20 protein-coding genes are annotated in these 20,908 nt (G+C 60.4%); all 20 read right to left on the bottom strand.

The genetic code is table 11. From position 1 onward, the window contains the following. Positions 1-16: 16 nt before the first annotated feature. The 20 genes from nuoL to PSH96_RS17265 all read right to left on the bottom strand — a co-directional run bounded on the left by nuoL (position 17) and on the right by PSH96_RS17265 (position 20,736). The gene (nuoL, locus tag PSH96_RS17360) at positions 17-1,870 is read right to left on the bottom strand and encodes an NADH-quinone oxidoreductase subunit L (protein WP_305454052.1); all 1,854 of its coding nucleotides are present in this window, start codon (positions 1,868-1,870) and stop codon (positions 17-19) included. After that, a complete protein-coding gene (gene nuoK, locus PSH96_RS17355) occupies positions 1,867-2,175 on the bottom strand; it encodes an NADH-quinone oxidoreductase subunit NuoK (protein ID WP_017137520.1) in 309 nt (102 codons plus the stop codon). The genes nuoL and nuoK overlap by 4 nt, the downstream gene beginning before the upstream one ends. Positions 2,176-2,177: 2 nt before the next feature. Then, entirely contained in the window at positions 2,178-2,681 is a 504-nt protein-coding gene (nuoJ, locus tag PSH96_RS17350) for an NADH-quinone oxidoreductase subunit J (protein ID WP_017137519.1), read from the bottom strand. A gap of 9 nt (positions 2,682-2,690) precedes the next feature. Further along, entirely contained in the window at positions 2,691-3,239 is a 549-nt protein-coding gene (nuoI, locus tag PSH96_RS17345; protein ID WP_003174725.1) for an NADH-quinone oxidoreductase subunit NuoI, read from the bottom strand. Between the two features lie 11 nt (positions 3,240-3,250). Then, positions 3,251-4,258 carry an NADH-quinone oxidoreductase subunit NuoH gene (gene nuoH, locus PSH96_RS17340; protein WP_017137518.1) on the bottom strand — a complete coding sequence of 336 codons (1,008 nt, stop codon included), beginning with the start codon at positions 4,256-4,258 and terminating at the stop codon, positions 3,251-3,253. After that, positions 4,255-6,969, bottom strand: a complete 2,715-nt coding sequence (gene nuoG, locus PSH96_RS17335) for an NADH-quinone oxidoreductase subunit NuoG (protein ID WP_305454051.1) — start codon at positions 6,967-6,969, stop codon at positions 4,255-4,257. Before nuoG ends, nuoH begins: the two co-directional genes overlap by 4 nt. 135 nt (positions 6,970-7,104) lie before the next feature. Further along, complete coding sequence (gene nuoF / locus PSH96_RS17330) at positions 7,105-8,460, bottom strand: NADH-quinone oxidoreductase subunit NuoF (protein ID WP_305454050.1); 1,356 nt, start codon at positions 8,458-8,460, stop codon at positions 7,105-7,107. Next, entirely contained in the window at positions 8,457-8,954 is a 498-nt protein-coding gene (gene nuoE, locus PSH96_RS17325) for an NADH-quinone oxidoreductase subunit NuoE (RefSeq protein ID WP_305454049.1), read from the bottom strand. The genes nuoF and nuoE overlap by 4 nt, the downstream gene beginning before the upstream one ends. 2 nt (positions 8,955-8,956) lie before the next feature. Then, the gene (nuoC, locus tag PSH96_RS17320; RefSeq protein WP_017137515.1) at positions 8,957-10,741 is read right to left on the bottom strand and encodes an NADH-quinone oxidoreductase subunit C/D; all 1,785 of its coding nucleotides are present in this window, start codon (positions 10,739-10,741) and stop codon (positions 8,957-8,959) included. A gap of 71 nt (positions 10,742-10,812) precedes the next feature. Then, positions 10,813-11,487, bottom strand: a complete 675-nt coding sequence (locus PSH96_RS17315) for an NADH-quinone oxidoreductase subunit B family protein (protein WP_012724951.1) — start codon at positions 11,485-11,487, stop codon at positions 10,813-10,815. A gap of 10 nt (positions 11,488-11,497) precedes the next feature. Then, positions 11,498-11,911, bottom strand: coding sequence for an NADH-quinone oxidoreductase subunit A (locus PSH96_RS17310; protein WP_003219575.1), 414 nt, complete (start codon positions 11,909-11,911; stop codon positions 11,498-11,500). A gap of 226 nt (positions 11,912-12,137) precedes the next feature. Next, the gene (locus PSH96_RS17305; RefSeq protein ID WP_305454048.1) at positions 12,138-12,398 is read right to left on the bottom strand and encodes a hypothetical protein; all 261 of its coding nucleotides are present in this window, start codon (positions 12,396-12,398) and stop codon (positions 12,138-12,140) included. 153 nt (positions 12,399-12,551) lie between these two features. Next, positions 12,552-13,877: an isocitrate lyase gene (gene aceA / locus PSH96_RS17300; protein WP_003219577.1), complete on the bottom strand. Its 1,326-nt coding sequence runs from the start codon at positions 13,875-13,877 to the stop codon at positions 12,552-12,554. A gap of 495 nt (positions 13,878-14,372) precedes the next feature. After that, positions 14,373-15,110 (bottom strand): secretin N-terminal domain-containing protein, encoded by a 738-nt coding sequence (locus PSH96_RS17295; protein WP_305454047.1) that lies wholly within the window; start codon positions 15,108-15,110, stop codon positions 14,373-14,375. 213 nt (positions 15,111-15,323) lie between these two features. Then, positions 15,324-15,746 (bottom strand): GNAT family N-acetyltransferase, encoded by a 423-nt coding sequence (locus tag PSH96_RS17290; RefSeq protein WP_056861697.1) that lies wholly within the window; start codon positions 15,744-15,746, stop codon positions 15,324-15,326. Next, positions 15,739-16,905 carry a cupin domain-containing protein gene (locus tag PSH96_RS17285; protein WP_305454046.1) on the bottom strand — a complete coding sequence of 389 codons (1,167 nt, stop codon included), beginning with the start codon at positions 16,903-16,905 and terminating at the stop codon, positions 15,739-15,741. Before PSH96_RS17285 ends, PSH96_RS17290 begins: the two co-directional genes overlap by 8 nt. Before the next feature lie 84 nt (positions 16,906-16,989). Further along, complete coding sequence (gene purB, locus PSH96_RS17280) at positions 16,990-18,360, bottom strand: adenylosuccinate lyase (protein WP_017737156.1); 1,371 nt, start codon at positions 18,358-18,360, stop codon at positions 16,990-16,992. Between the two features lie 125 nt (positions 18,361-18,485). After that, a complete protein-coding gene (gene hflD / locus PSH96_RS17275) occupies positions 18,486-19,109 on the bottom strand; it encodes a high frequency lysogenization protein HflD (protein WP_003192101.1) in 624 nt (207 codons plus the stop codon). After that, a complete protein-coding gene (gene mnmA, locus PSH96_RS17270; protein WP_056861699.1) occupies positions 19,106-20,230 on the bottom strand; it encodes a tRNA 2-thiouridine(34) synthase MnmA in 1,125 nt (374 codons plus the stop codon). Before mnmA ends, hflD begins: the two co-directional genes overlap by 4 nt. Positions 20,231-20,289: 59 nt before the next feature. After that, complete coding sequence (locus PSH96_RS17265) at positions 20,290-20,736, bottom strand: NUDIX hydrolase (RefSeq protein ID WP_056861700.1); 447 nt, start codon at positions 20,734-20,736, stop codon at positions 20,290-20,292. Positions 20,737-20,908: the final 172 nt, after the last annotated feature.

Here is a 20,908-nt window from a genome sequence, read left to right as displayed (position 1 = left end):
AAGTACATAGACATAGTCAGACCGCTACCACCACGATGGCGCCGATCACCAGCACGGCACCGACGGCCATGGAAGCTGCATACCAACGCAATTGGCCCGTCTCGCTGCGGCTCAGGGCGGTGTGACCGGCCTTGGCGGCGCGCGGGATCAAGCCGATGGTCTGGTCGAGCGGGTCTTTGCGCAGAAGGTGGCTGATCGCAAGGTATGGCTTGACGAACAGTTTGTCGTAGATCCAGTCGAAGCCCCAGGCGGCGAACCACCAGGCTGACAGGAAGCGACCAATGCCACTGTTGGCCACAGCCGTCACGAAGCGACGCTTGCCCAGGAACAGCAGCGCGGCCAGCAGGATACCGGCGATGGCGATGGCGCCCGAGGCGATTTCCAGGCTGTGCTTGGCAGCGCCACCGGCATGGCCGGCGCTTTCCGGCAGTACACCGGCCAGCGGCGGGGTGATCATCGCGCCGATGAAGGTCGACAGGATGATCAGCACCGACAGTGGCAACCAGTGGGAGATGCCGTGGCCTGCGTGCGCTTCGGTCTTGGCTTCACCGTGGAAGGTGATGAAGATCAGGCGGAAGGTGTACAGCGAGGTCATGAACGCGCCCACCAGGCCTGCATACAGCAGGTTCTGGTTACCGCTGGCGAAGGCTTCCCAGAGGATTTCGTCTTTTGAGTAGAAACCTGCGGTCACCAACGGCAGGGCTGCCAGGGCGGCACCACCGACGATGAAGCTGGCATAGGCCAACGGCAGTTTCTTCCACAGGCCGCCCATCTTGAAGATGTTCTGCTCGTGGTGGCAGGCAACGATCACCGCACCGGAGGCAAGGAACAGCAGGGCCTTGAAGAAGGCGTGGGTCATCAGGTGGAAAATCGCCGCGTCCCAGGCGCCAACGCCCAGGGCCAGGAACATGTAGCCGATCTGGCTCATGGTCGAGTAGGCGAGGATACGCTTGATGTCGGTCTGCACCAGCGCGGCAAAGCCGGCCAGTACCAGGGTCACGCCGCCGACGATGCCCACCAGGTGCAGGATGTCCGGCGCCAGGGTGAACAGGCCGTGGGTACGGGCGATCAGGTAGACACCGGCGGTCACCATGGTTGCGGCGTGGATCAGCGCCGAGACCGGCGTAGGACCGGCCATCGCGTCCGCCAGCCAGGTTTGCAGCGGCAGTTGCGCCGATTTACCCACGGCGCCGCCCAGCAGCATCAGGGTCGCGAGGGTGATCCAGAAGTCGCCGACCTGGAATTTCTGCGGTGCCAGCACCAGCAGTTCCTGGATGTTCAGCGTGCCCACCTGTTGGAACAGGATAAACAGGCCGATGGCCATGAACACGTCGCCGATGCGGGTAACGATAAAGGCCTTGAGTGCCGCGTTACCGTTGTTGCGGTTGCTGTAGTAGAAACCGATCAACAGGTACGAGCACAGGCCCACGCCTTCCCAGCCGAAGTACAGGAACAACAGGTTATCGCCGAGTACCAGGAACAGCATGCTGGCGATAAACAGGTTGGTGTACGAGAAGAAGCGCGAGTAGCCCGCTTCACCGCGCATGTACCAGGACGCGAACAGGTGGATCAGGAAGCCTACACCCACCACCACGCCGAGCATGGTGATCGACAGGCCGTCGACGTAGAGGGCGAAGTTGGGCTTGAAGCCGTCCACCGACATCCACTGCCACAGCACCAGGGTGTAGTGACCGCCTTCCGGCGGCGCCACGTTGAATTGCCAGATGACGTAGGCGGCCACGATGGCCGACAGGCCAATGGAACCCACACCGATCAGGGCAGACAGGTTTTCCGACCAGCGTCCACGGGAGAACGACAGCAGCAGGAAACCGATCAGGGGAAATACGAAAGTCAGAAAGATCATGTTCATCCGCGCATCTCACTGGCAGCGTCGATATCAAGCGTGTGGAAGCGACGATACAGTTGCAGCAGGATCGCCAGGCCGATACTGGCCTCGGCGGCTGCCAGGCTGATCACCAGGATGAACATGACTTGCCCATCCGGCTGCGCCCATCGGCTACCTGCAACAACGAACGCCAGTGCGGCGGCGTTCATCATGATTTCCAGGCTCATCAACACGAACAGAATGTTACGGCGAACCATCAGGCCGACCAGGCCAAGGCAGAACAGGATGCCGGCGACCGCCAGACCATGCTCCAAAGGGATAGCAGGCATCGTCATTGCTCCTTGGCTTCGTTGCGGCCCAAGTGGAAGGCGGTGATGGCTGCGGCGAGCAGCAGCATCGAAGCCAGTTCGACCACCAGCAGGTACGGGCCGAACAGGCTGACGCCCACGGCTTTCGCGTCTACGGTGGTGTGGCCGATGGCCTGGCCGCTCTGGTGAGCGAACAGCACATACAGCAGTTCACCCAGCAGCAAGGCTGCCAGGATCACCGGGCCGAGCCAGATGCCGGGCTTGAGCCAGACGCGTTCCTGGGCGACCGAAGCCGGCCCCAGGTTGAGCATCATCACCACAAACACGAACAGCACCATGATGGCGCCGGCGTAGGCGATCACTTCCAGCACACCGGCGAACGGTGCGCCGAGGCTGAAAAACGTCATGGCCACGGCGATCAACGAAATGATCAGGTAGAGCAGGGCGTGCACAGGATTGGTGTTGGTGATCACGCGAAGCGTGGACACCACTGCAATACCGGACGCGAAATAGAAAGCGAATTCCATCTTTCTTCCTTAAGGCAGCAAGCTCTTCACGTTGATCGGCTCGGCTTCGTTTTGTGCGGCGCCTTTGGGCTTACCGGCAACGGCCATACCTGCAACACGATAGAAGTTGTAATCAGGGTTTTTACCGGGACCAGAGATCAATAGATCTTCTTTCTCGTACACCAGGTCCTGACGTTTGAACTCGGCCATCTCGAAATCCGGTGTCAGCTGGATTGCGGTGGTCGGGCAAGCTTCCTCGCAGAGGCCGCAGAAAATGCAGCGCGAGAAGTTGATGCGGAAGAAGTCCGGGTACCAGCGACCGTCTTCGGTTTCAGCTTTCTGCAGGGAGATGCAACCCACCGGGCACGCCACGGCACACAGGTTGCAGGCTACGCAACGCTCTTCGCCATCGGGGTCGCGGGTCAGTACGATACGGCCGCGATAGCGCGGCGGCAGGTACACCGCTTCTTCCGGGTATTGCAGGGTGTCGCGTTTGCGAAAGCCGTGACCGAACACCATCACCAGGCTTCGCAACTGGGTACCGGTACCCTTAACGATGTCGCCAATATATTTGAACATGGGTCAAATCCTCACTGAACCGCGCCGGCTGGCGTGTTCAACAACACAACGGCAGCCGTCACCAGCAAATTGATCAGGGTCAGCGGCAGGCAGAAGCGCCAGCTGAAATCCATCACCTGGTCGTATCGTGGACGCGGAATGGAAGCGCGCAGCAGGATAAACAACATGATGAAGAACGCGGTCTTCAGGAAGAACCAGAAGAACGCCAACTGCGGCAGGATGCCGAACGGACCGTGCCAGCCGCCGAAGAACAGCGTGACCAACAGGGCCGAGATCAAGATGATGCCGATGTATTCGCCAACGAAGAACATGCCCCATTTCATGCCGGCGTATTCAATGTGGTAACCGTCAGCCAGTTCCTGTTCCGCTTCCGGCTGGTCGAACGGGTGACGGTGAGTCACGGCGACGCCAGCGATGAAGAAGGTGCAGAAGCCAAAGAACTGCGGAATGATGAACCACAGGTTCTGCGCCTGGTACTCGACGATGTCGCGCATGTTGAACGAGCCGACCTGCACCACGATGCCCATCAGCGCCAGGCCCATGAACACTTCGTAGGACACGGTCTGGGCCGAGGCCCGCAAGCTGCCCAACAGGGCGAACTTGTTGTTACTTGACCAACCGGCGAACAGCACCGCGTAGACCGACAAACCGGCCATGGCGAAGAAGAACAGCAAGCCGATGTTCAGGTCCGCCACGCCCCAGGTCGGGGTGATCGGGATGATCGCGAAGGCGATCAGCAAGGCGCTCATGGCCACGACCGGTGCCAGGGTGAAGATCACCTTGTCGGCAAACGGTGGGGTCCAGTCTTCCTTGAAGAACATTTTCAGCATGTCGGCGGCGATCTGGAACATGCCGAATGGGCCAACGCGGTTCGGACCGTAACGGTCCTGCCACCAGCCCAGCAGGCGACGTTCGACGAAGCTGAGGAGGGCGCCCGCAACGACCACGGCCAACAGGATCACGATGGCCTTGACCACCGAAATGATCACGTCAATTACTTCCGGGGTGAACCAGGTCATTGCGCTGCCTCCTGCAGACCGTCAACGGTTTTGCCAAAGATCGCAGGCGGAATACCCGCGAGGCCTTTAGGCAGTGCAACCAGGCCAGCACCCAACTCATCGTTGATGCGCAGCGGCAGACGCAGGGTCTGGCCAGCTACGTTCAGGCTGAGCAGGGCACCGTCGTTGACGCCCAGGCGGTCGGCTTCGGACTTGGCCACCGACACGTAGGCTTCAGGAATGCGACTTTGCACCGGCGCGGCTTTGGAAGAGGTCTCTTCGCTGCCGAACAGGTGGAAGAACGGCACAACCTGCCAGGTGCCCTGGGCCGGGTTGAACGGACGCGGTACGGCAGCGAACCAGTTCAGCGCGTCACCGGTGCTTTCGATCAGGCGGGTGCCCGGGTCGCCAGCGCGGATGTGACCACCGACTTCGTCCTGGAACTTGTTCCAGGCTTGCGGCGAGTTCCAACCCGGCGACCAGGCAAATGGCACCTGCTGACGCGGCTCGACCGAACCCGAGTAACCTTCCATGGAGAAGGCGAACGCGGTGTCCGGGTCTTGCGGGGTACGCGGTTCGTGCACGCTGATGTTGGCGCGCATGGCGGTACGACCGGAGTAACGCAGCGGTTCACGGGCGAGTTTCATGCCCTTGATGCGGAACGAGGCGGACGGAGCAGCGTCGACGATACGGGCCAGCTGCGGGGCGCTTGCGGCGGCCGCTGCGGTCACGTGGTCGAGCTGGGTCCAGTCGATCGGCTGGTTCAGCAGGGTGGCGCGCAGGGCATGCAGCCAGCGCCAGCCTTCGTGCACCAGGATGCTGGCGTCCATGTATTTCGGGTCGAACACCTGGAAGAAGCGCTGGGCGCGGCCTTCCTGGCTGACCAGCGTACCGTCGCCTTCGGCGAAGGTGGCGGCTGGCAGTACCAGGTCGGCACGCTCGCTGGTGGCGGTCTTCTGGTGGTCGGCCACGATCAGTACTTTGGCGGCGTCCAGCGCCGCGTCGACCTTGGCCGAATCGGTGCGGGTGTACAGGTCGTTTTCCAGCACCACGATGGCGTCGGCATTGCCGTCGATCACCGCTTGCAGGGCCGCGTCCAGGGACTCGCCACCGAGCATCGCCAGGCCGAGGCTGTTGGCTTCCGGCACCACCAGGCTGATGGAACCGTTCTTGTCGCGCAGCTTCAAGGCCTTCGCGATATTCGCAGCAGCCTCAATCAGTGCCTTGGAACCCAACGAGGTGCCGGCAATGATCAATGGTCGCTTGGCCGCGAGCAGGGCGTCGGCGATGCGCTGGGCCAGTTCAACGGCTTCAGTGTCCAGGCCGTCGACGGCAGGCGCGCTGGCGTCGAGGGCGTGGGCCACGGCGAAACCGATGCGAGCCAGGTCATCCGGTGCGGCGTGAACGCATTCTTCGGCGATGTCGTCGAGCTTGGTTTCAGCCAGGCTTGCGATAAACAGCGGGTTCAGCGCGTGCTGGCCGATGTTTTTTACGGCGGCGTCGAGCCAAGGCTGAACACGCATGTCTTCGGCCATGTCTTCGGCCTTGCCTTTGACCGACTGACGCAGCGACAGCGCAATACGCGCGGCGGTCTGGGTCAGGTCTTCGCCGAGGACGAAGATCGCATCGTGGTCTTCGATGTCGCGCATGTTCGGCACTGGCAGCGGGCTGTCGTTCAGCACTTGCAGGACCAGGCGGATGCGCTCCAACTCACCGGCTTCGATACCGCAGTAGAAGTGCTCGGCACCGACCAGTTCGCGCAACGCGTAGTTGCTTTCGAGGCTGGCGCGCGGCGAACCGATACCGACGATGTTGCGGCCGCGCAGCAGGTCGGCGGCTTTATCCAGCGCATCGTCCAGGCTCAGCTTGGCGCCACCGGCCAACAGCGGCTGGCGTGGGCGGTCTTCGCGGTTGACGTAGCCGTAGCCGAAACGGCCACGGTCGCACAGGAAGTACTGGTTGACCGAACCGTTGAAGCGGTTTTCGATACGACGCAGTTCGCCGTAGCGCTCGCCCGGGGAAATGTTGCAACCGCTGGAGCAGCCATGGCAGATGCTCGGCGAGAACTGCATGTCCCACTTGCGGTTGTAGCGCTCGGAGTGGGTCTTGTCGGTGAACACACCGGTCGGGCAGACCTCGGTGAGGTTGCCGGAGAACTCGCTTTCGAGCACGCCGTCTTCAACGCGACCGAAGTACACGTTGTCATGGGCGCCGAAGACGCCCAGGTCGGTGCCGCCAGCGTAGTCTTTATAGAAACGCACACAACGGTAGCAGGCGATGCAGCGGTTCATCTCGTGGGAAATGAACGGGCCGAGGTCCTGGTTCTGGTGCGTGCGTTTGGTGAAGCGATAACGGCGCTCGTTGTGGCCGGTCATCACCGTCATGTCTTGCAGGTGGCAGTGACCGCCTTCCTCACAGACCGGGCAGTCGTGCGGGTGGTTGGTCATCAGCCATTCGACGACACTGGCGCGGAACGCCTTGGATTCTTCATCTTCAATGGAGATCCAGGTGTTGTCGGTGGCTGGGGTCATGCAGGACATGACAATACGACCACGGGTGTCGTTCTCGTCGGTGTATTGCTTGACCGCACACTGGCGACAGGCACCGACGCTACCAAGCGCGGGGTGCCAGCAGAAATACGGGATGTCGAGGCCTAGTGAGAGACATGCCTGTAACAGGTTGTCTGCCCCATCGACTTCGAGCGCTTTGCCGTCTACGTGGATAGTGGCCATGGTTCAAAGTTCTTCGTTGGCCCGTTGTCAGCGGGCGTGGCTAATGGAATCTTGTTATTCATGGGCATCAACACAGCCTATACGGCGTCAGCCCATGAGAAAGCGAAGGGCACGGACCCTTCGCCTTTTAAAGCGTTACGCGCCGACTACGATCGGCCTTGCCAGAGGCGGGACGGCGGCGCTGACAGGCGCGATGCCGGCTTCGAACTCCGAGCGGAAGTATTTGATTGCGCTGCCCAATGGCTCCACGGCGCCCGGTGCGTGAGCACAGAAGGTCTTGCCCGGGCCGAGGAAGCCGACCAGACCCAGCAGGGTCTCGATGTCACCTGGCTGGCCTTCACCGTTCTCGATCGCCATCAAGAGCTTGACGCTCCAGGGCAAGCCGTCACGGCACGGGGTGCAGAAGCCGCAGGATTCACGGGCAAAGAACTGCTCCATGTTGCGCAGCAACGAAACCATGTTCACGGTGTTGTCCACCGCCATCGCCAGGCCAGTGCCCATACGGGTACCGACCTTGCCGATACCGCCGGCATACATTTGTGCGTCGAGGTGCTCAGGGAGCAGGAAGCCGGTACCGGCGCCGCCTGGCTGCCAGGCTTTCAAGGTGTAGCCGTCGCGCATGCCACCGGCGTAGTCCTCGAACAGCTCGCGTGCGGTCACGCCAAACGGCAGCTCCCACAGGCCAGGGTTCTTGACCTTGCCGGAGAAGCCCATGAGCTTGGTGCCCATGTCTTCGCTGCCTTCGCGGGCCAACGATTTGTACCAGTCAACGCCGTCGGCGATGATCGCTGGCACGTTGCACAGGGTTTCAACGTTGTTCACGCAAGTCGGCTTGCCCCACACGCCGACGGCGGCAGGGAAGGGCGGCTTGGAGCGCGGGTTGGCGCGGCGGCCTTCGAGGGAGTTGATCAGTGCGGTTTCTTCACCGCAGATATAACGCCCGGCGCCGGTGTGCACGAACAGTTCGAAGTCAAAACCCGAACCGAGGATGTTCTTGCCCAACAGGCCTGCAGCCTTGGCTTCTTCCACGGCACGGTTGAGGTGCTTGGCGGCGGTGGTGTATTCGCCACGCAGGAAGATGTAGCCACGGTAGGTTTTCAGCGCGCGGGCGCTGATCAGCATGCCTTCGATCAGCAGATGGGGCAGTTGCTCCATCAGCATGCGGTCTTTCCAGGTGTTCGGCTCCATCTCGTCCGCGTTGCACAGCAGGTAGCGGATATTGATGGATTCGTCTTTAGGCATCAGCCCCCACTTCACACCCGTGGGGAAGCCTGCACCGCCGCGGCCTTTGAGGCCGGCGTCTTTGACGGTCTGGACGATATCGTCCTGGGCCATGTCGGCGAAGGCTTTGCGCGCAGCGGCGTAACCGTTCTTGGCCTGGTACTCGTCGAGCCATACCGGCTTGCCGTCGTCACGCAGGCGCCAGGTCAGCGGGTGGGTCTCAGGCGAACGCTTGATCAGGTTGGCCGGGCCGAAAGATGTAAGGGTCATGGGTAGCCCTCAAGCAATTGGGTGACGCCAGCAGGCTGCACGTCACCGAATGTGTCGTCGTCGATCATCAACGCCGGCGCCTTGTCGCAGTTGCCCAGGCAGCACACCGGCAGCAGCGTGAAGCGGCCGTCCGTAGTGGTTTGGCCGAGGCCGATGCCCAGCTTGTTCTGGATCTCGCTGACCACCGATTCGTGGCCACCGATGTAGCAGACCATGCTGTCGCACACGCGAATGATGTGGCGGCCGACCGGCTGACGGAAGATCTGGCTGTAGAACGTGGCCACCCCTTCAACGTCGCTGGCGGGAATGCCGAGGATTTCGCCGATGGCGTAGAGGGCGCCGTCCGGCACCCAGCCACGTTCCTTCTGGACGATCTTCAAGGCTTCGATCGACGCCGCGCGCGGGTCTTCGTAGTGATGCAGCTCGTGCTCGATGGCCGAGCGCTCGGTTTCACTCAAGGTGAAACGATCTGTTTGGATAAGCGTGCTGTTCATGCTTAGCGGTCCACGTCGGCCATAACGAAATCGATACTACCCAGGTACGCAATCAAGTCCGCGACCATCTCGCCTTTGATCACCGAAGGGATCTGCTGCAAGTGGGCAAAGCTTGGGGTACGAATCCGGGTGCGGTAGCTCATGGTGCCGCCATCGCTCGTCAGGTAATAACTGTTGATACCCTTGGTCGCTTCGATCATCTGGAAGGATTCGTTGGCCGGCATCACCGGGCCCCACGAAACTTGCAGGAAGTGCGTGATCAGGGTTTCGATGTGCTGCAGCGTGCGCTCTTTGGGCGGCGGCGTGGTCAGCGGGTGATCCGCCTTGTAGGGACCTGCCGGCATGTTGCGCATGCACTGCTCGATGATCTTCAGGCTCTGGCGCATTTCTTCGACGCGCACGATGCAACGGTCGTAGGCATCGCCATTGGCCGCCAGCGGTACTTCGAACTCGAAGTTCTCGTAGCCCGAGTACGGGCGTGCTTTACGCAGGTCGAAGTCGCAACCGGTCGAACGCAGGCCGGCACCGGTGACGCCCCATTCCAGCGCCTCTTTGGTGTTGTACTGCGCGACGCCGATGGTACGGCCCTTGAGGATGCTGTTGTCCAGCGCAGCCTTTTGGTACTCGTCCAGACGCTTGGGCATCCAGTCGATGAATTCCTTGACCAGGCGCTCCCAGCCGTTCGGCAGGTCATGGGCCACACCGCCGATGCGGTACCACGCCGGGTGCAGGCGGAAACCGGTGATGGCTTCGATAACCTTGTAGGCGCGTTGACGGTCGGTGAAGGTGAAGAACACCGGAGTCATGGCGCCAACGTCCTGGATATAAGTACCCAGGAACAGCAGGTGGCTGGTGATCCGGAAGAACTCGGCCATCATGATGCGGATGGTGTCGACGCGGTCCGGCACCTTGATACCGGCGAGCTTCTCGACCGACAGCACGTACGGCAGGTTGTTCATCACGCCGCCGAGGTAGTCGATACGGTCGGTGTACGGGATGAAGCTGTGCCACGACTGGCGCTCGGCCATCTTCTCGGCACCACGGTGGTGGTAGCCGATGTCCGGCACGCAGTCGACGATTTCTTCGCCGTCCAGTTGCAGGATGATCCGGAAGGCACCGTGAGCCGAAGGGTGGTTCGGGCCCAGGTTGAGGAACATGTAGTCCTCGTTGGTGCCGGAGCGTTTCATGCCCCAGTCTTCCGGACGGAAGCGTGCAGCCTCTTCTTCAAGCTGCTGCTTGGCGAGGTTGAGGCTGAACGGGTCAAATTCGGTGGCGCGCGCCGGGAAGTCCTTGCGCAGCGGGTGACCTTCCCAGGTCGGCGGCATCATGATGCGCGTCAGGTGCGGGTGGCCGGGGAAGTCGATGCCGAACATGTCCCAGACTTCACGCTCGTACCAGCTGGCGTTCGGCCAGATACCGGTGACGGTCGGGATGCTCAAGTCGCTTTCGGACAGCGCGACCTTGATCATCACGTCGCTGTTACGTTCCAGCGACATCAAGTGGTAGAACACGGTGAAATCGGCGCCGCTCGGCAAGCCTTGACGCTTGGTGCGCAGACGCTCGTCCACGCCATGCAGGTCATAGAGCATGACGTACGGCTTGGGCAGGTTGCGCAGGAAGCTCAGGACTTCGACGAGCTTGGCCCGCGCCACCCACAGCACCGGCATACCGGTGCGTGTGGCCTGGGCGGTGAAGGCGTCAGGGCCAAAACGGTTATTGAGTTCGACAACCACGTCCTGGTCGTCTGCCTTATAAGGCGGGATGTACAGAGCACTGCCTGTAGTCATGGTTTTTTATCGCTTTCGGTCAACGTAAAGAATGAAGCCAGGTTTTCGTTCTATAAAAGAAGCGGGCTGGATCAGACTTCGTCGGGGCTGCGCAGGTTGGTGACTGCGATTCGCTGTTCGCGGCGCTGTTCCTTTTGTGACGGCATCTCGGCGCGATAAACGCCTTGATCACCGACCACCCAGGAAAGCGGACGACGCTCCTTGCCAATCGACTCCTGCAACAGCATCAAGCCTTGCAGAAAAGCTTCAGGGCGGGGCGGGCAGCCAGGCACGTAGACGTCCACGGGCAGGAACTTGTCCACCCCTTGAACGACGGAGTAGATGTCGTACATGCCACCGGAGTTGGCGCACGAACCCATGGAGATAACCCACTTTGGCTCGAGCATTTGCTCGTAGAGACGCTGAATGATCGGCGCCATCTTGATAAAGCAGGTGCCGGCGATAACCATGAAATCCGCCTGGCGCGGTGATGCCCGGATAACTTCGGCACCAAAGCGCGCGATGTCGTGGGGCGCCGTGAAGGCGGTGGTCATTTCCACGTAGCAGCACGAAAGGCCGAAGTTGTACGGCCACAGGGAGTTTTTACGCCCCCAGTTGACCGCGCCACTCAGCACGTCTTCGAGTTTGCCCATGTAGATGTTTTTGTGGACTTGATCTTCTAACGGATCGGAAACGGTTTCCCGTTCGCCGATAGGGTACTGATCGTTAGGAGCATCCGGGTCGATCCTGGTGAGATTGTATTGCATCGCCAAAGCCTCATTGTTTCAGCTTCGCTTGCCGCTTACGACGAGCTTCCGGAGCCCAGTCAAGGGCGCCCACTCGGAATAGGTAGACAAGGCCTGCCAACAGAATTGCTATGAAAACGAGGGCTTCGACGAATCCGGTCCAGCCGCTTTCGCGGACGGACACAGACCAGGCAAAGAGAAAGAGGGCTTCGATATCGAAGATCACGAACAGCATCGCGACCAGATAGAATTTGGCTGAGAGCCGCAAGCGGGCGCCACCTGTAGGCAGCATGCCGGACTCGAACGGTTCATTTTTGCTGCGGCCCCAGGCTTTTGACCCAAGGAGGCTGGAGACGCCGAGCATGAAGGCGCAAAGGCCGACAACACCGAGGAGGAAAATGGCAAAGCCCCAGTTGTGGGCCATGAGTCCTGTCGCTTCGGTCATACTGGAAATCCTTAACAGAGAGCAAAGGTCTCTGAGCTCGAAAAAGTAACGATGCAGTGACGATATGTCGCAGCGCAATCAATCGCGGTGATTTTATGGCTAAACACCGGGCAAGTAAAATTCCTATAGCGAAATTATTCGATGGTATAAGCACATAGTGCACCTTCTTGGAGCTGTAGCCCTTGTGGGCCGGGGATTAGCGGGCATTTAATCAAATGTGTTTTGTTTAAGCGGTAAAGAAGTTTTCATCGGCTAAATGATAATGAATATTGTTTGCGCGGGGTTTAAGCGAATGTTTCTCGTGTGGCGCGGGAGTTATTGTTACTTGCTTGAATGCTGCTAGTTGCTGGAGGGCATCTTTTAACCGATTTGATTCAGGCAAATACCGCTCTGGGTCAATGTTTTGCGCAAAACCTTCAGGATCGACACGGTCGATGTGGGAGCTGGCTTGCCTGCGATAGCGGTGGAACAGTTGAAAATCTGCCACTGACCCACCGCTATCGCAGGCAAGCCAGCTCCCACAGGTGATAGGTGGGTTTTTCAAGCAGGCAAAAAAACGCCCCGAACCAGTCGGGGCGTCAGATCAAGCGGCAGTGCGGTTAGGTCTTCCATGGGGCCGCACTGGCCGTGTACTCGCTGCTTAGTGGAACTGCTCTTCTTCGGTCGAGCCGGTCAGCGCGGTCACGGACGAGGTGCCGCCCTGGATCACGGTGGTCATGTCGTCGAAGTAGCCGGTGCCCACTTCCTGCTGGTGCGCCACAAAGGTGTAACCCTTGGCGGCGTCAGCGAACTCTTGCTCCTGCAGTTTCACGTAGGCCGTCATGTCGTTGCGGGCGTAGTCGTGCGCCAGGTTGAACATGCTGTGCCACATGTTGTGAATGCCGGCCAGGGTGATGAACTGGTGCTTGTAGCCCATGGCCGACAGTTCGCGCTGGAACTTGGCGATGGTCGCGTCGTCCAGGTTCTTCTTCCAGTTGAAAGAAGGCGAGCAGTTGTAGGACAGCAGTTGGTCCGGGTATTCCTTTTTGATCGCCTCGGCAAAGCGACGCGCTTCGTCCAGATCCGGCTTGGCGGTTTCGCACCAGATCAGGTCAGCATACGGCGCGTAGGCCAGGCCACGGGCGATCGCCTGGTCGAGACCAGCGCGTACTTTATAGAAGCCTTCCTGGGTGCGTTCGCCCGTCACAAATGGTTGGTCGTACGGGTCGCAGTCGGAGGTCAGCAAGTCGGCCGCGTTGGCGTCGGTACGCGCCAGGATGATGGTCGGCGTGCCGGCAACGTCGGCGGCCAAGCGTGCTGCGGTCAGCTTTTGTACGGCTTCCTGGGTTGGAACCAGTACCTTGCCGCCCATGTGGCCGCATTTTTTCACCGACGCCAGTTGGTCTTCGAAGTGCACGCCGGCAGCGCCTGCCTCGATCATGCTCTTCATCAGTTCGTAGGCGTTGAGTACGCCGCCGAAACCGGCTTCTGCGTCAGCCACGATTGGCGCGAAGTAGTCGATGTAGCCTTCATCGCCCGGGCCTTTACCGGCTTTCCACTGGATCTGGTCGGCGCGGCGGAACGAGTTGTTGATGCGCTTGACCACGGTCGGCACGGAGTCCACCGGGTACAGCGATTGGTCGGGGTACATGGATTCTGCGGAGTTGTTGTCCGCAGCCACTTGCCAGCCGGACAGGTAGATCGCCTGGATACCGGCTTTTACCTGTTGAACTGCCTGGCCGCCAGTAAGGGCGCCCATGCAGTTGACGAAATCTTTTTCGGGACGGAAGGACGGCTTGGCACCCTGGGTGACCAGCTTCCACAGCTTCTCGGCGCCGAGTTTTGCAAAGGTGTGCTCAGGTTGAACCGAGCCACGCAGGCGGACGACGTCAGCAGCGGAATAAGCGCGGGTTACGCCTTTCCAGCGTGGGTTTTCAGCCCAGTCTTTTTCAAGGGCTGCAATTTGCTGTTCGCGTGTCAGTGCCATGGGGAAAAACCTCGTCGCATAGGTCTAGGTGGAAAATTCCATTTGCCAGCCACGTATCAAGTGCGTGGTTGTGGCGGCTCGCTGACCAGAAGCTTGGGCGGCCAAGTCAGGTTCGACGGGGAAGGCGACGGGATGAACGCGTTGCGAGAGGAGGAATTGAGCAGGTAAGGGCAAACTGCGAACAGTCTTCGGGCGTCGTGGGCCTTGGTACGATCCATCAGTGTGTAGCCGGGTTACCTGGTTAGCTTCCGTCCCTCGGGACAACTTCGTTCCAGTCGCAACCAACGTCAAACACACCTTGTGGGCGGTACAGACACGAATCGGCTCAGGTGGGTAGCTTAGAGCGGCGATCCGAAGGCCCTTGCCAGGGCCCCTGATTAGCGGGAGCGAGGCCATCATGCACAGGCTTTTTTGGCTCGTCAAATGTTTTGTAGTGCTTTTTTTAAGGCACTACATCTTTAGTCTAATGCGACTCGCCAGTCAGTTTTTGGTGCTTTAGTTCAGCGTATCGACCTTGACCCGCAAAGTCAGGTCATCGCGGCCCTGAGTAGAGTAACTGCGGGTTGTAGAGGATTTATCGGCCTGGGTCTCGCGGTTGATGCCCGCCAGTGGAATCCATTCACCCAGGCGCCCGCTGACCGTTGTGTCGGTACTTTGCACATTCACTACATCGGGACGTTCCTGGCTCATTCGGTCACGGTTGGTACTGATGGCCAGGTGTACGGTCTCGCCAGTGACGCTCGCAGTCACGTAAAAACCCTGGGTGACGTTGCGATACTGGGTCTGGTTTTGCGGGCGGCCGTAGGCGTCTGGCTGCGTGGTGGTCAGTGGAACGCTCTGGCCGACCTGGATCAGCGCGGGCACGCCTTCACTGGCCTGAATCTGCTGGATGCCGCCGTCGCGGCTGGCGGTGCCGTAACTGATGATGCGGGTTTGGCTGTCGCCGCTGTTTTGCTGGTTGTTTTCGTTGCTGTCGACGGTGATCAACAGGCGCTTGGCGGGTGTGTCCAGCTGTGCAAGCAAGGCACGCAGGTCCTGGATCTTGCCGGGGTCCGCTTTAACAATAAGCTGGTTGCCGTAGGCGCTGACGGTGCCGTCCTTGCCGATAAAGTTTTGCGCGACCGGCAGCAGGTCGGCGCTGGTGCGGTTGCTCAGGTTGACGACTTCGGTGTCGGCCATGGCGCAGGCGCTGGCAGTGAAGAGGAGGGCGGTGAGCAGGGTGCGTAGGGACATGTCCGTTATCTCTGCGAGTCAATTAGGCGTGATAGTGCCAGTTTGTCGGCCTGGCAGGTCGCAAGTTGAATCGTAGACGGCAAAATGCCCTGGCAGGCAGGGCATTTTGGGGTGTTGCCTACATTGCTATCGCAGGCAAGCCAGCTCCCACAGAGGAATGCATTCCAAATGTGGGAGCTGGCTTGCCTGCGATAAGGGCGACTCGGTCTCGAATCAGCCCTCGCGCACCATATCGACGTGCGGAATTCCGACTTCAAGGAACTCATCGCTGACGATCGTGAAACCCAGCCGCTCATAAAATGGCGCCGCGTACACCTGCGCACTCAGGAACTGCCTGGTCTGGCCACGTTTCTCGGCCGCGCCGATTACGGCTTCCATCAGTTTGTCGCCGACCTTCAGCCCGCGCCAGTCCTTGAGTACTGACACACGACCAATCTCGCCGCTGGGCAGCAGGCGAGCGGTGCCAATCGGAAAATCGCCTTCGAATGCAAGAAAATGCATCGCGTCGGCGTCATCCGCATCCCACTCCAGCTCCGGTGGGACCGATTGTTCAGCGATAAACACCGCCTCACGAATGCGCCGAATCTCAGCGATATCCTTTTGCCAGTCCGCGACACTTACGTGAATCTTATTCATCGGCAAATCCCAGGCTTCCTTGCTTGACCAGTTCGCACAGCAGGTCACGACCGTCTTCGTCGGCCAGCCAGGTGCCGAGGTTTTCGCTGTGCAGGGCGTCGGCCGAGCAGACCAGTTTCAACAGTTCGCGCAGTTTGCCTGGCAGGTAACGGCTCTGGCCGCTGGCAAACAGCAGTACGTCATCGTCCACTTCAGACCACGCCATACGCGCGCTCGGGTTGCGGATCAGAATCGCGCCGTTTTCCAGGCTGCTGATAAAGTCTTCTTCACCCAGCTCTTCACCGGCGACCAGTTCCGGGTAGCGCGGCTCGGTCATGAACTGGCCGAACCAGGTCAGCAGCATGCGCTCGTCGCTCATGTGCTCGGCCAGCAGGCCTTTGAGGCGGTCGAGTGCGTCCGCCTGAATCTGGTGTGGGTCGCTGACCGGTTGGGCGTCGGCGTCGGTATAGCGCTCTTCATCGGTCAGGTACTGGCTGAGGAAGTCAGTGAAGTGGGTCAGCACTTCGGCAGCGCTCGGTGCGCGGAAGCCTACCGAATAGGTCATGCAGTCATCTTCGGCGATGCCGAAGTGCGCCAGGCGCGGCGGCAGGTAAAGCATGTCGCCCGGTTCCAGCACCCATTCTTCGCTCTGTTCGAATTCCGCGAGGATGCGCAGGTCGGCGTGTTGCAGCAGCGGGCTTTCGGAATTGCACATCTGGCCGATTTTCCAGTTGCGCTTGCCTTGGGCCTGCAGCAGGAACACGTCGTAGTTGTCGAAGTGCGGACCAACACTGCCACCAGGGGCGGCGAAGCTGATCATCACATCGTCGATGCGCCAGCTGGGCAGAAAGCGGAAGTGCCCCAGCAGCTCGGCAACTTCGGGTACGAATTGGTCGACGGCCTGCACCAGCAGGGTCCACTCGCGCTCTGGCAACGTACTGAACGCATCTTCGGCGAACGGGCCGCGGCGCAGTTCCCATGGGCGCTCGCCGTGTTCGATCACCAGGCGCGATTCAACTTCTTCTTCCAGTGCCAGGCCGGCCAGTTCGTCGGCGTCGATCGGGCTTTCGAAATCAGGGATGGCCTGACGGATCAGCAGCGGTTTTTTCTGCCAGTAGTCGCGCAGGAATTCCCGTGCCGTGATGCCGCCCAGAAGTTGAAGAGGAATATCAGGATTCATGTGTAACCTATTGAAAGAAATCACTTTTAAGACAGGAATAAAAACGCCCGGCGCGGCCGGGCGTCTCAAAGGGTCGCGCGCTGATCAGATGCGCTTGGCTTGCTCTACCGCGTTGCCGATGTAGTTGGCCGGGGTGAGCAGTTTCAGCTCGGCCTTGGCAGCGGCTGGCATGTCCAGGCCATCGATGAAAGTTTGCAGCGCCTCAGGGCTGATGCCCTTGCCGCGCGTCAACTCTTTCAGCTTCTCGTACGGGTTTTCGATGTTGTAGCGGCGCATTACGGTCTGGATCGGCTCGGCCAATACTTCCCAGCACGCATCCAGGTCAGCGGCGATCTTCTGCGCGTTGAGCTCAAGCTTGCTGATGCCTTTGAGGCTGGCTTCGTAGGCGATCACGCTGTGGGCAAAGCCCACGCCGAGGTTACGCAGTACGGTGGAGTCGGTCAGGTCGCGCTGCCAGCGCGAGATCGGCAACTTGCTGGCCAGGTGCTGGAACAGGGCGTTGGCGATACCGAGGTTGCCTTCGGAGTTTTCGAAGTCGATCGGGTTGACCTTGTGCGGCATGGTCGACGAACCGATCTCGCCGGCGATGGTGCGCTGCTTGAAGTAGCCCAGGGAGATGTAACCCCAGATATCGCGATCGAAGTCGATCAGGATGGTGTTGAAGCGCGCAATCGCGTCGAACAGCTCGGCAATGTAGTCGTGCGGTTCGATCTGCGTGGTGTAGGGGTTGAAGCCCAGGCCCAGCTCGTCTTCGATGAAGGCGCGGGCGTTTTCTTCCCAGTCGATTTCCGGGTAGGCCGACAGGTGGGCGTTGTAGTTGCCCACGGCGCCGTTGATTTTGCCCAGCAGCGGCACGGCCGCGACTTGAGCGATCTGGCGCTCCAGGCGATACACCACGTTGGCCAGCTCTTTGCCCAAGGTAGTCGGCGAAGCCGGTTGGCCGTGGGTGCGCGACAGCATCGGCACGTCAGCGAAGCGGATGGCCAGCTCGCGGATAGCGTTGGCGGTCTGGCGCATCAGTGGCAGCATCACGTCATCACGGCCTTCGCGCAGCATCAGGGCGTGGGACAGGTTGTTGATGTCCTCGCTGGTGCAGGCAAAGTGGATGAACTCGCTGACCTGGGCCAGTTCCGGCAGCTTGGCCGCTTGTTCTTTGAGCAGGTATTCGATGGCTTTGACGTCGTGGTTGGTGGTGCGCTCGATCTCTTTCACACGCTCGGCGTGCTCCAGGGAGAAGTTTTCCGCCAGGGTGTTCAATACAGCGTTGGCCTCGGCGGAAAACGCCGGCACTTCGCTGATGGCAGGGTGAGCGGCCAGGCGCTGGAGCCAGCGCACTTCAACCAGAACGCGAGCACGGATCAGGCCGTATTCGCTGAAAATAGGGCGCAGGGCCTGGGTTTTGCCGGCGTAGCGGCCGTCAACAGGGGAAACCGCAGTGAGCGAAGAGAGCTGCATGGGGTGTTCTCGGACAGTCGGGCAACGAAATGGGGCGCGTATCATACATGAAAAAATTCGCCGGTCCGTCGCCAACTGACCGGCGTATTACGCGTGAGGCTATAAAAAAAGCGGGTTGCTGCGACTTATTCGTTGCGCATCAACGGGTAAAGCTCTTTGAGCAATTTGCGTCGGCTGATCACCAACTGCCAGCGATGACCGCCCAACTGACGCCACAACCGCGCCGAACGAATACCGGCCAGGAGCAGGGCGCGGATTTTCGAGGCGTTGTTCGGTTGCTGCAGGTTGCGCATGTCGCCGTGCACCTGGATGCGCTGGCGCAAGGTGCTCAACGTGTCCTGGTACAGCGCACCACAGGCGGCAATCACGTTTTCGTGGGCCGGGCCGAAGTGTTCCACCTGGGATTGAATCTGCGGCAGGCGTTTGCCGATGGTGTCGAGCAGGTCGTCGCGCTTGGCCAGTTGCCGCTCAAGGCCGAGCATCGACAGCGCATAGCGCAGCGGCTCACGTTGCAAGGTGCTTGGGTCGCGTTCCAGGGCGCCGATCAGCGCGCGGTAACCTTCACGCAGCGCCAGGTCGTCGCCACCGTAGACTTCCAGGGTGTCCTTGGGGTCGCGGATCAGCAGGCTGCCGAGCATGCAGGTCAGGCCTGCTTCGGTCACCTGGCCGGTCTTGGCGATCTTGTCGACCAGCACGGCGGCGAGGAAGACCCCGCCGAGTGCCGTCAATTGCTCCTGGGTCGGGCTCATGCCGGGTTGCTCCAGGCTTCGGCGACTTCAATCACGCCACCGCCCAGGCAAATTTCGCCGTCATAGAACACCACCGATTGGCCCGGCGTGACCGCGCGTTGCGGGTCATCGAAGGTGGCGCGGTAGCCGCTGGCGGTTTTTTCCAGGGTGCAGGGCTGGTCGCTCTGGCGATAGCGCACTTTGGCGGTCAGGCGGCGTGGCGTGCTCAGGTCGATAGGGTTGACCCAATAGATTTCCGACGCCAGCAGCGCGCCCGAGAACAGCAGTGGGTGCTCATTGCCCTGGCCGACGACCAGCACATTGTTTTCCAGGTCCTTGACCAGTACGTACCACGGCTCTTCGCCGGCGTCTTTCAGTCCGCCGATGCCCAAGCCCTGACGCTGGCCGATGGTGTGGTACATCAGGCCATGGTGGCGGCCGATCACTTCACCGTCGGTGGTTTTGATTTCGCCCGGCTGTGCCGGCAGGTATTGCTTGAGGAAGTCGCTGAAGCGGCGCTCGCCGATAAAACAGATCCCGGTGGAATCCTTTTTCTTGGCGGTGGCCAGGCCGTGTTTTTCGGCGATCTTGCGCACTTCGGGTTTTTCCAGCTCGCCGACCGGGAACAGGGTCTTGGCGATCTGTTCGCCACCGACGGCGTGCAGGAAGTAACTCTGGTCCTTGTTCGGGTCCAGGCCTTTGAGCAGTTCGGTGCGGTTGTCGACGTCGCGACGGCGCACGTAGTGGCCAGTGGCAATCAGGTCGGCGCCGAGGATCATGGCGTAGTCGAGGAACGCCTTGAACTTGATTTCGCGGTTACACAGGATGTCCGGGTTCGGCGTACGACCGGCTTTGTATTCGGCCAGGAAGTGCTCGAACACGTTGTCCCAGTACTCGGCGGCGAAGTTGGCGGTGTGCAGCTTGATGCCGATCTTGTCACACACGGCCTGGGCGTCGGCCAGGTCGTCCATGGCGGTGCAATATTCCGTTCCATCGTCTTCTTCCCAGTTCTTCATGAACAGGCCTTCCACCTCATAACCCTGCTCCATGAGCAGAACGGCGGAAACGGAAGAGTCCACGCCGCCGGACATGCCGACGATGACGCGCTTCTTTTGTGTGTCAGAAGGGGCTGGATCACGCATAGGGTTTCAACGGGTGTCTTGAAAAAGGACGCGATTCTAACAGGCTCACGCCCGCAAGGCTAAAGAGAAGGGCGGATCAATTCGAGGCTATGGCGCTGGCCGGCCAGATAATCATCGATACAGCGGATGATCAGCTCACTGCGCCAGTCGTCGCGCAGGGCCATCAGCTCCTCACGGGTCAGCCAGCGGGCGCGGACGATGCCTTCATCGAGTGTGTAGTCGGGGTGATGTTTCAAGGCTTTGGCGGTAAAGCACACGCGCTGATAAGTCACGCCATTGCTGGGAGCGGTGTACAGGTAGATGCCGACGATGCCGGTGGCCTCGACGTCCCAGCCGGTTTCTTCGAGGGTTTCGCGCACGGCCGCTTCGGTGAGGGTTTCGTGCGGGTCCAGATGGCCGGCCGGCTGGTTGAGCACGGCGCGGCCGCCCTTGAGCTCCTCGACCATCAGGAAGCGGCCGTTGTCTTCGACGATAGTGGCGACGGTGATGTGGGGTTGCCAGGTCATAGGTGCCTCAATGTGTAGTGACTGAAGAAACTCGTTCAGTGTGGGAGCTGGCTTGCCTGCGATAGCAGCCTGTCAGTTGACACAGATGCAGCTGAACCACCGCTATCGCAGGCAAGCCAGCTCCCACATTTGATCGGGGTTGTTCAGTGAAGCCAGGGTGCAAACAGAAACC

It is taken from the genome of Pseudomonas sp. FP2338 (genome assembly GCF_030687515.1).
Lineage (GTDB): Bacteria > Pseudomonadota > Gammaproteobacteria > Pseudomonadales > Pseudomonadaceae > Aquipseudomonas > Aquipseudomonas salomonii.
Note: the sequence above shows the minus strand (reverse complement) of the source record. Positions and strands in the feature narration are given on the sequence as shown.

Coding starts and splice junctions, on each gene's coding strand:
- nuoL (WP_305454052.1), bottom strand. CDS start 1,870: ATGAACATGATCTTTCTGACTTTCGTATTTCCCCTGATCGGTTTCCTG.
- nuoK (WP_017137520.1), bottom strand. CDS start 2,175: ATGCCTGCTATCCCTTTGGAGCATGGTCTGGCGGTCGCCGGCATCCTG.
- nuoJ (WP_017137519.1), bottom strand. CDS start 2,681: ATGGAATTCGCTTTCTATTTCGCGTCCGGTATTGCAGTGGTGTCCACG.
- nuoI (WP_003174725.1), bottom strand. CDS start 3,239: ATGTTCAAATATATTGGCGACATCGTTAAGGGTACCGGTACCCAGTTG.
- nuoH (WP_017137518.1), bottom strand. CDS start 4,258: ATGACCTGGTTCACCCCGGAAGTAATTGACGTGATCATTTCGGTGGTC.
- nuoG (WP_305454051.1), bottom strand. CDS start 6,969: ATGGCCACTATCCACGTAGACGGCAAAGCGCTCGAAGTCGATGGGGCA.
- nuoF (WP_305454050.1), bottom strand. CDS start 8,460: ATGACCCTTACATCTTTCGGCCCGGCCAACCTGATCAAGCGTTCGCCT.
- nuoE (WP_305454049.1), bottom strand. CDS start 8,954: ATGAACAGCACGCTTATCCAAACAGATCGTTTCACCTTGAGTGAAACC.
- nuoC (WP_017137515.1), bottom strand. CDS start 10,741: ATGACTACAGGCAGTGCTCTGTACATCCCGCCTTATAAGGCAGACGAC.
- PSH96_RS17315 (WP_012724951.1), bottom strand. CDS start 11,487: ATGCAATACAATCTCACCAGGATCGACCCGGATGCTCCTAACGATCAG.
- PSH96_RS17310 (WP_003219575.1), bottom strand. CDS start 11,911: ATGACCGAAGCGACAGGACTCATGGCCCACAACTGGGGCTTTGCCATT.
- aceA (WP_003219577.1), bottom strand. CDS start 13,877: ATGGCACTGACACGCGAACAGCAAATTGCAGCCCTTGAAAAAGACTGG.
- PSH96_RS17295 (WP_305454047.1), bottom strand. CDS start 15,110: ATGTCCCTACGCACCCTGCTCACCGCCCTCCTCTTCACTGCCAGCGCC.
- PSH96_RS17290 (WP_056861697.1), bottom strand. CDS start 15,746: ATGAATAAGATTCACGTAAGTGTCGCGGACTGGCAAAAGGATATCGCT.
- PSH96_RS17285 (WP_305454046.1), bottom strand. CDS start 16,905: ATGAATCCTGATATTCCTCTTCAACTTCTGGGCGGCATCACGGCACGG.
- purB (WP_017737156.1), bottom strand. CDS start 18,360: ATGCAGCTCTCTTCGCTCACTGCGGTTTCCCCTGTTGACGGCCGCTAC.
- hflD (WP_003192101.1), bottom strand. CDS start 19,109: ATGAGCCCGACCCAGGAGCAATTGACGGCACTCGGCGGGGTCTTCCTC.
- mnmA (WP_056861699.1), bottom strand. CDS start 20,230: ATGCGTGATCCAGCCCCTTCTGACACACAAAAGAAGCGCGTCATCGTC.
- PSH96_RS17265 (WP_056861700.1), bottom strand. CDS start 20,736: ATGACCTGGCAACCCCACATCACCGTCGCCACTATCGTCGAAGACAAC.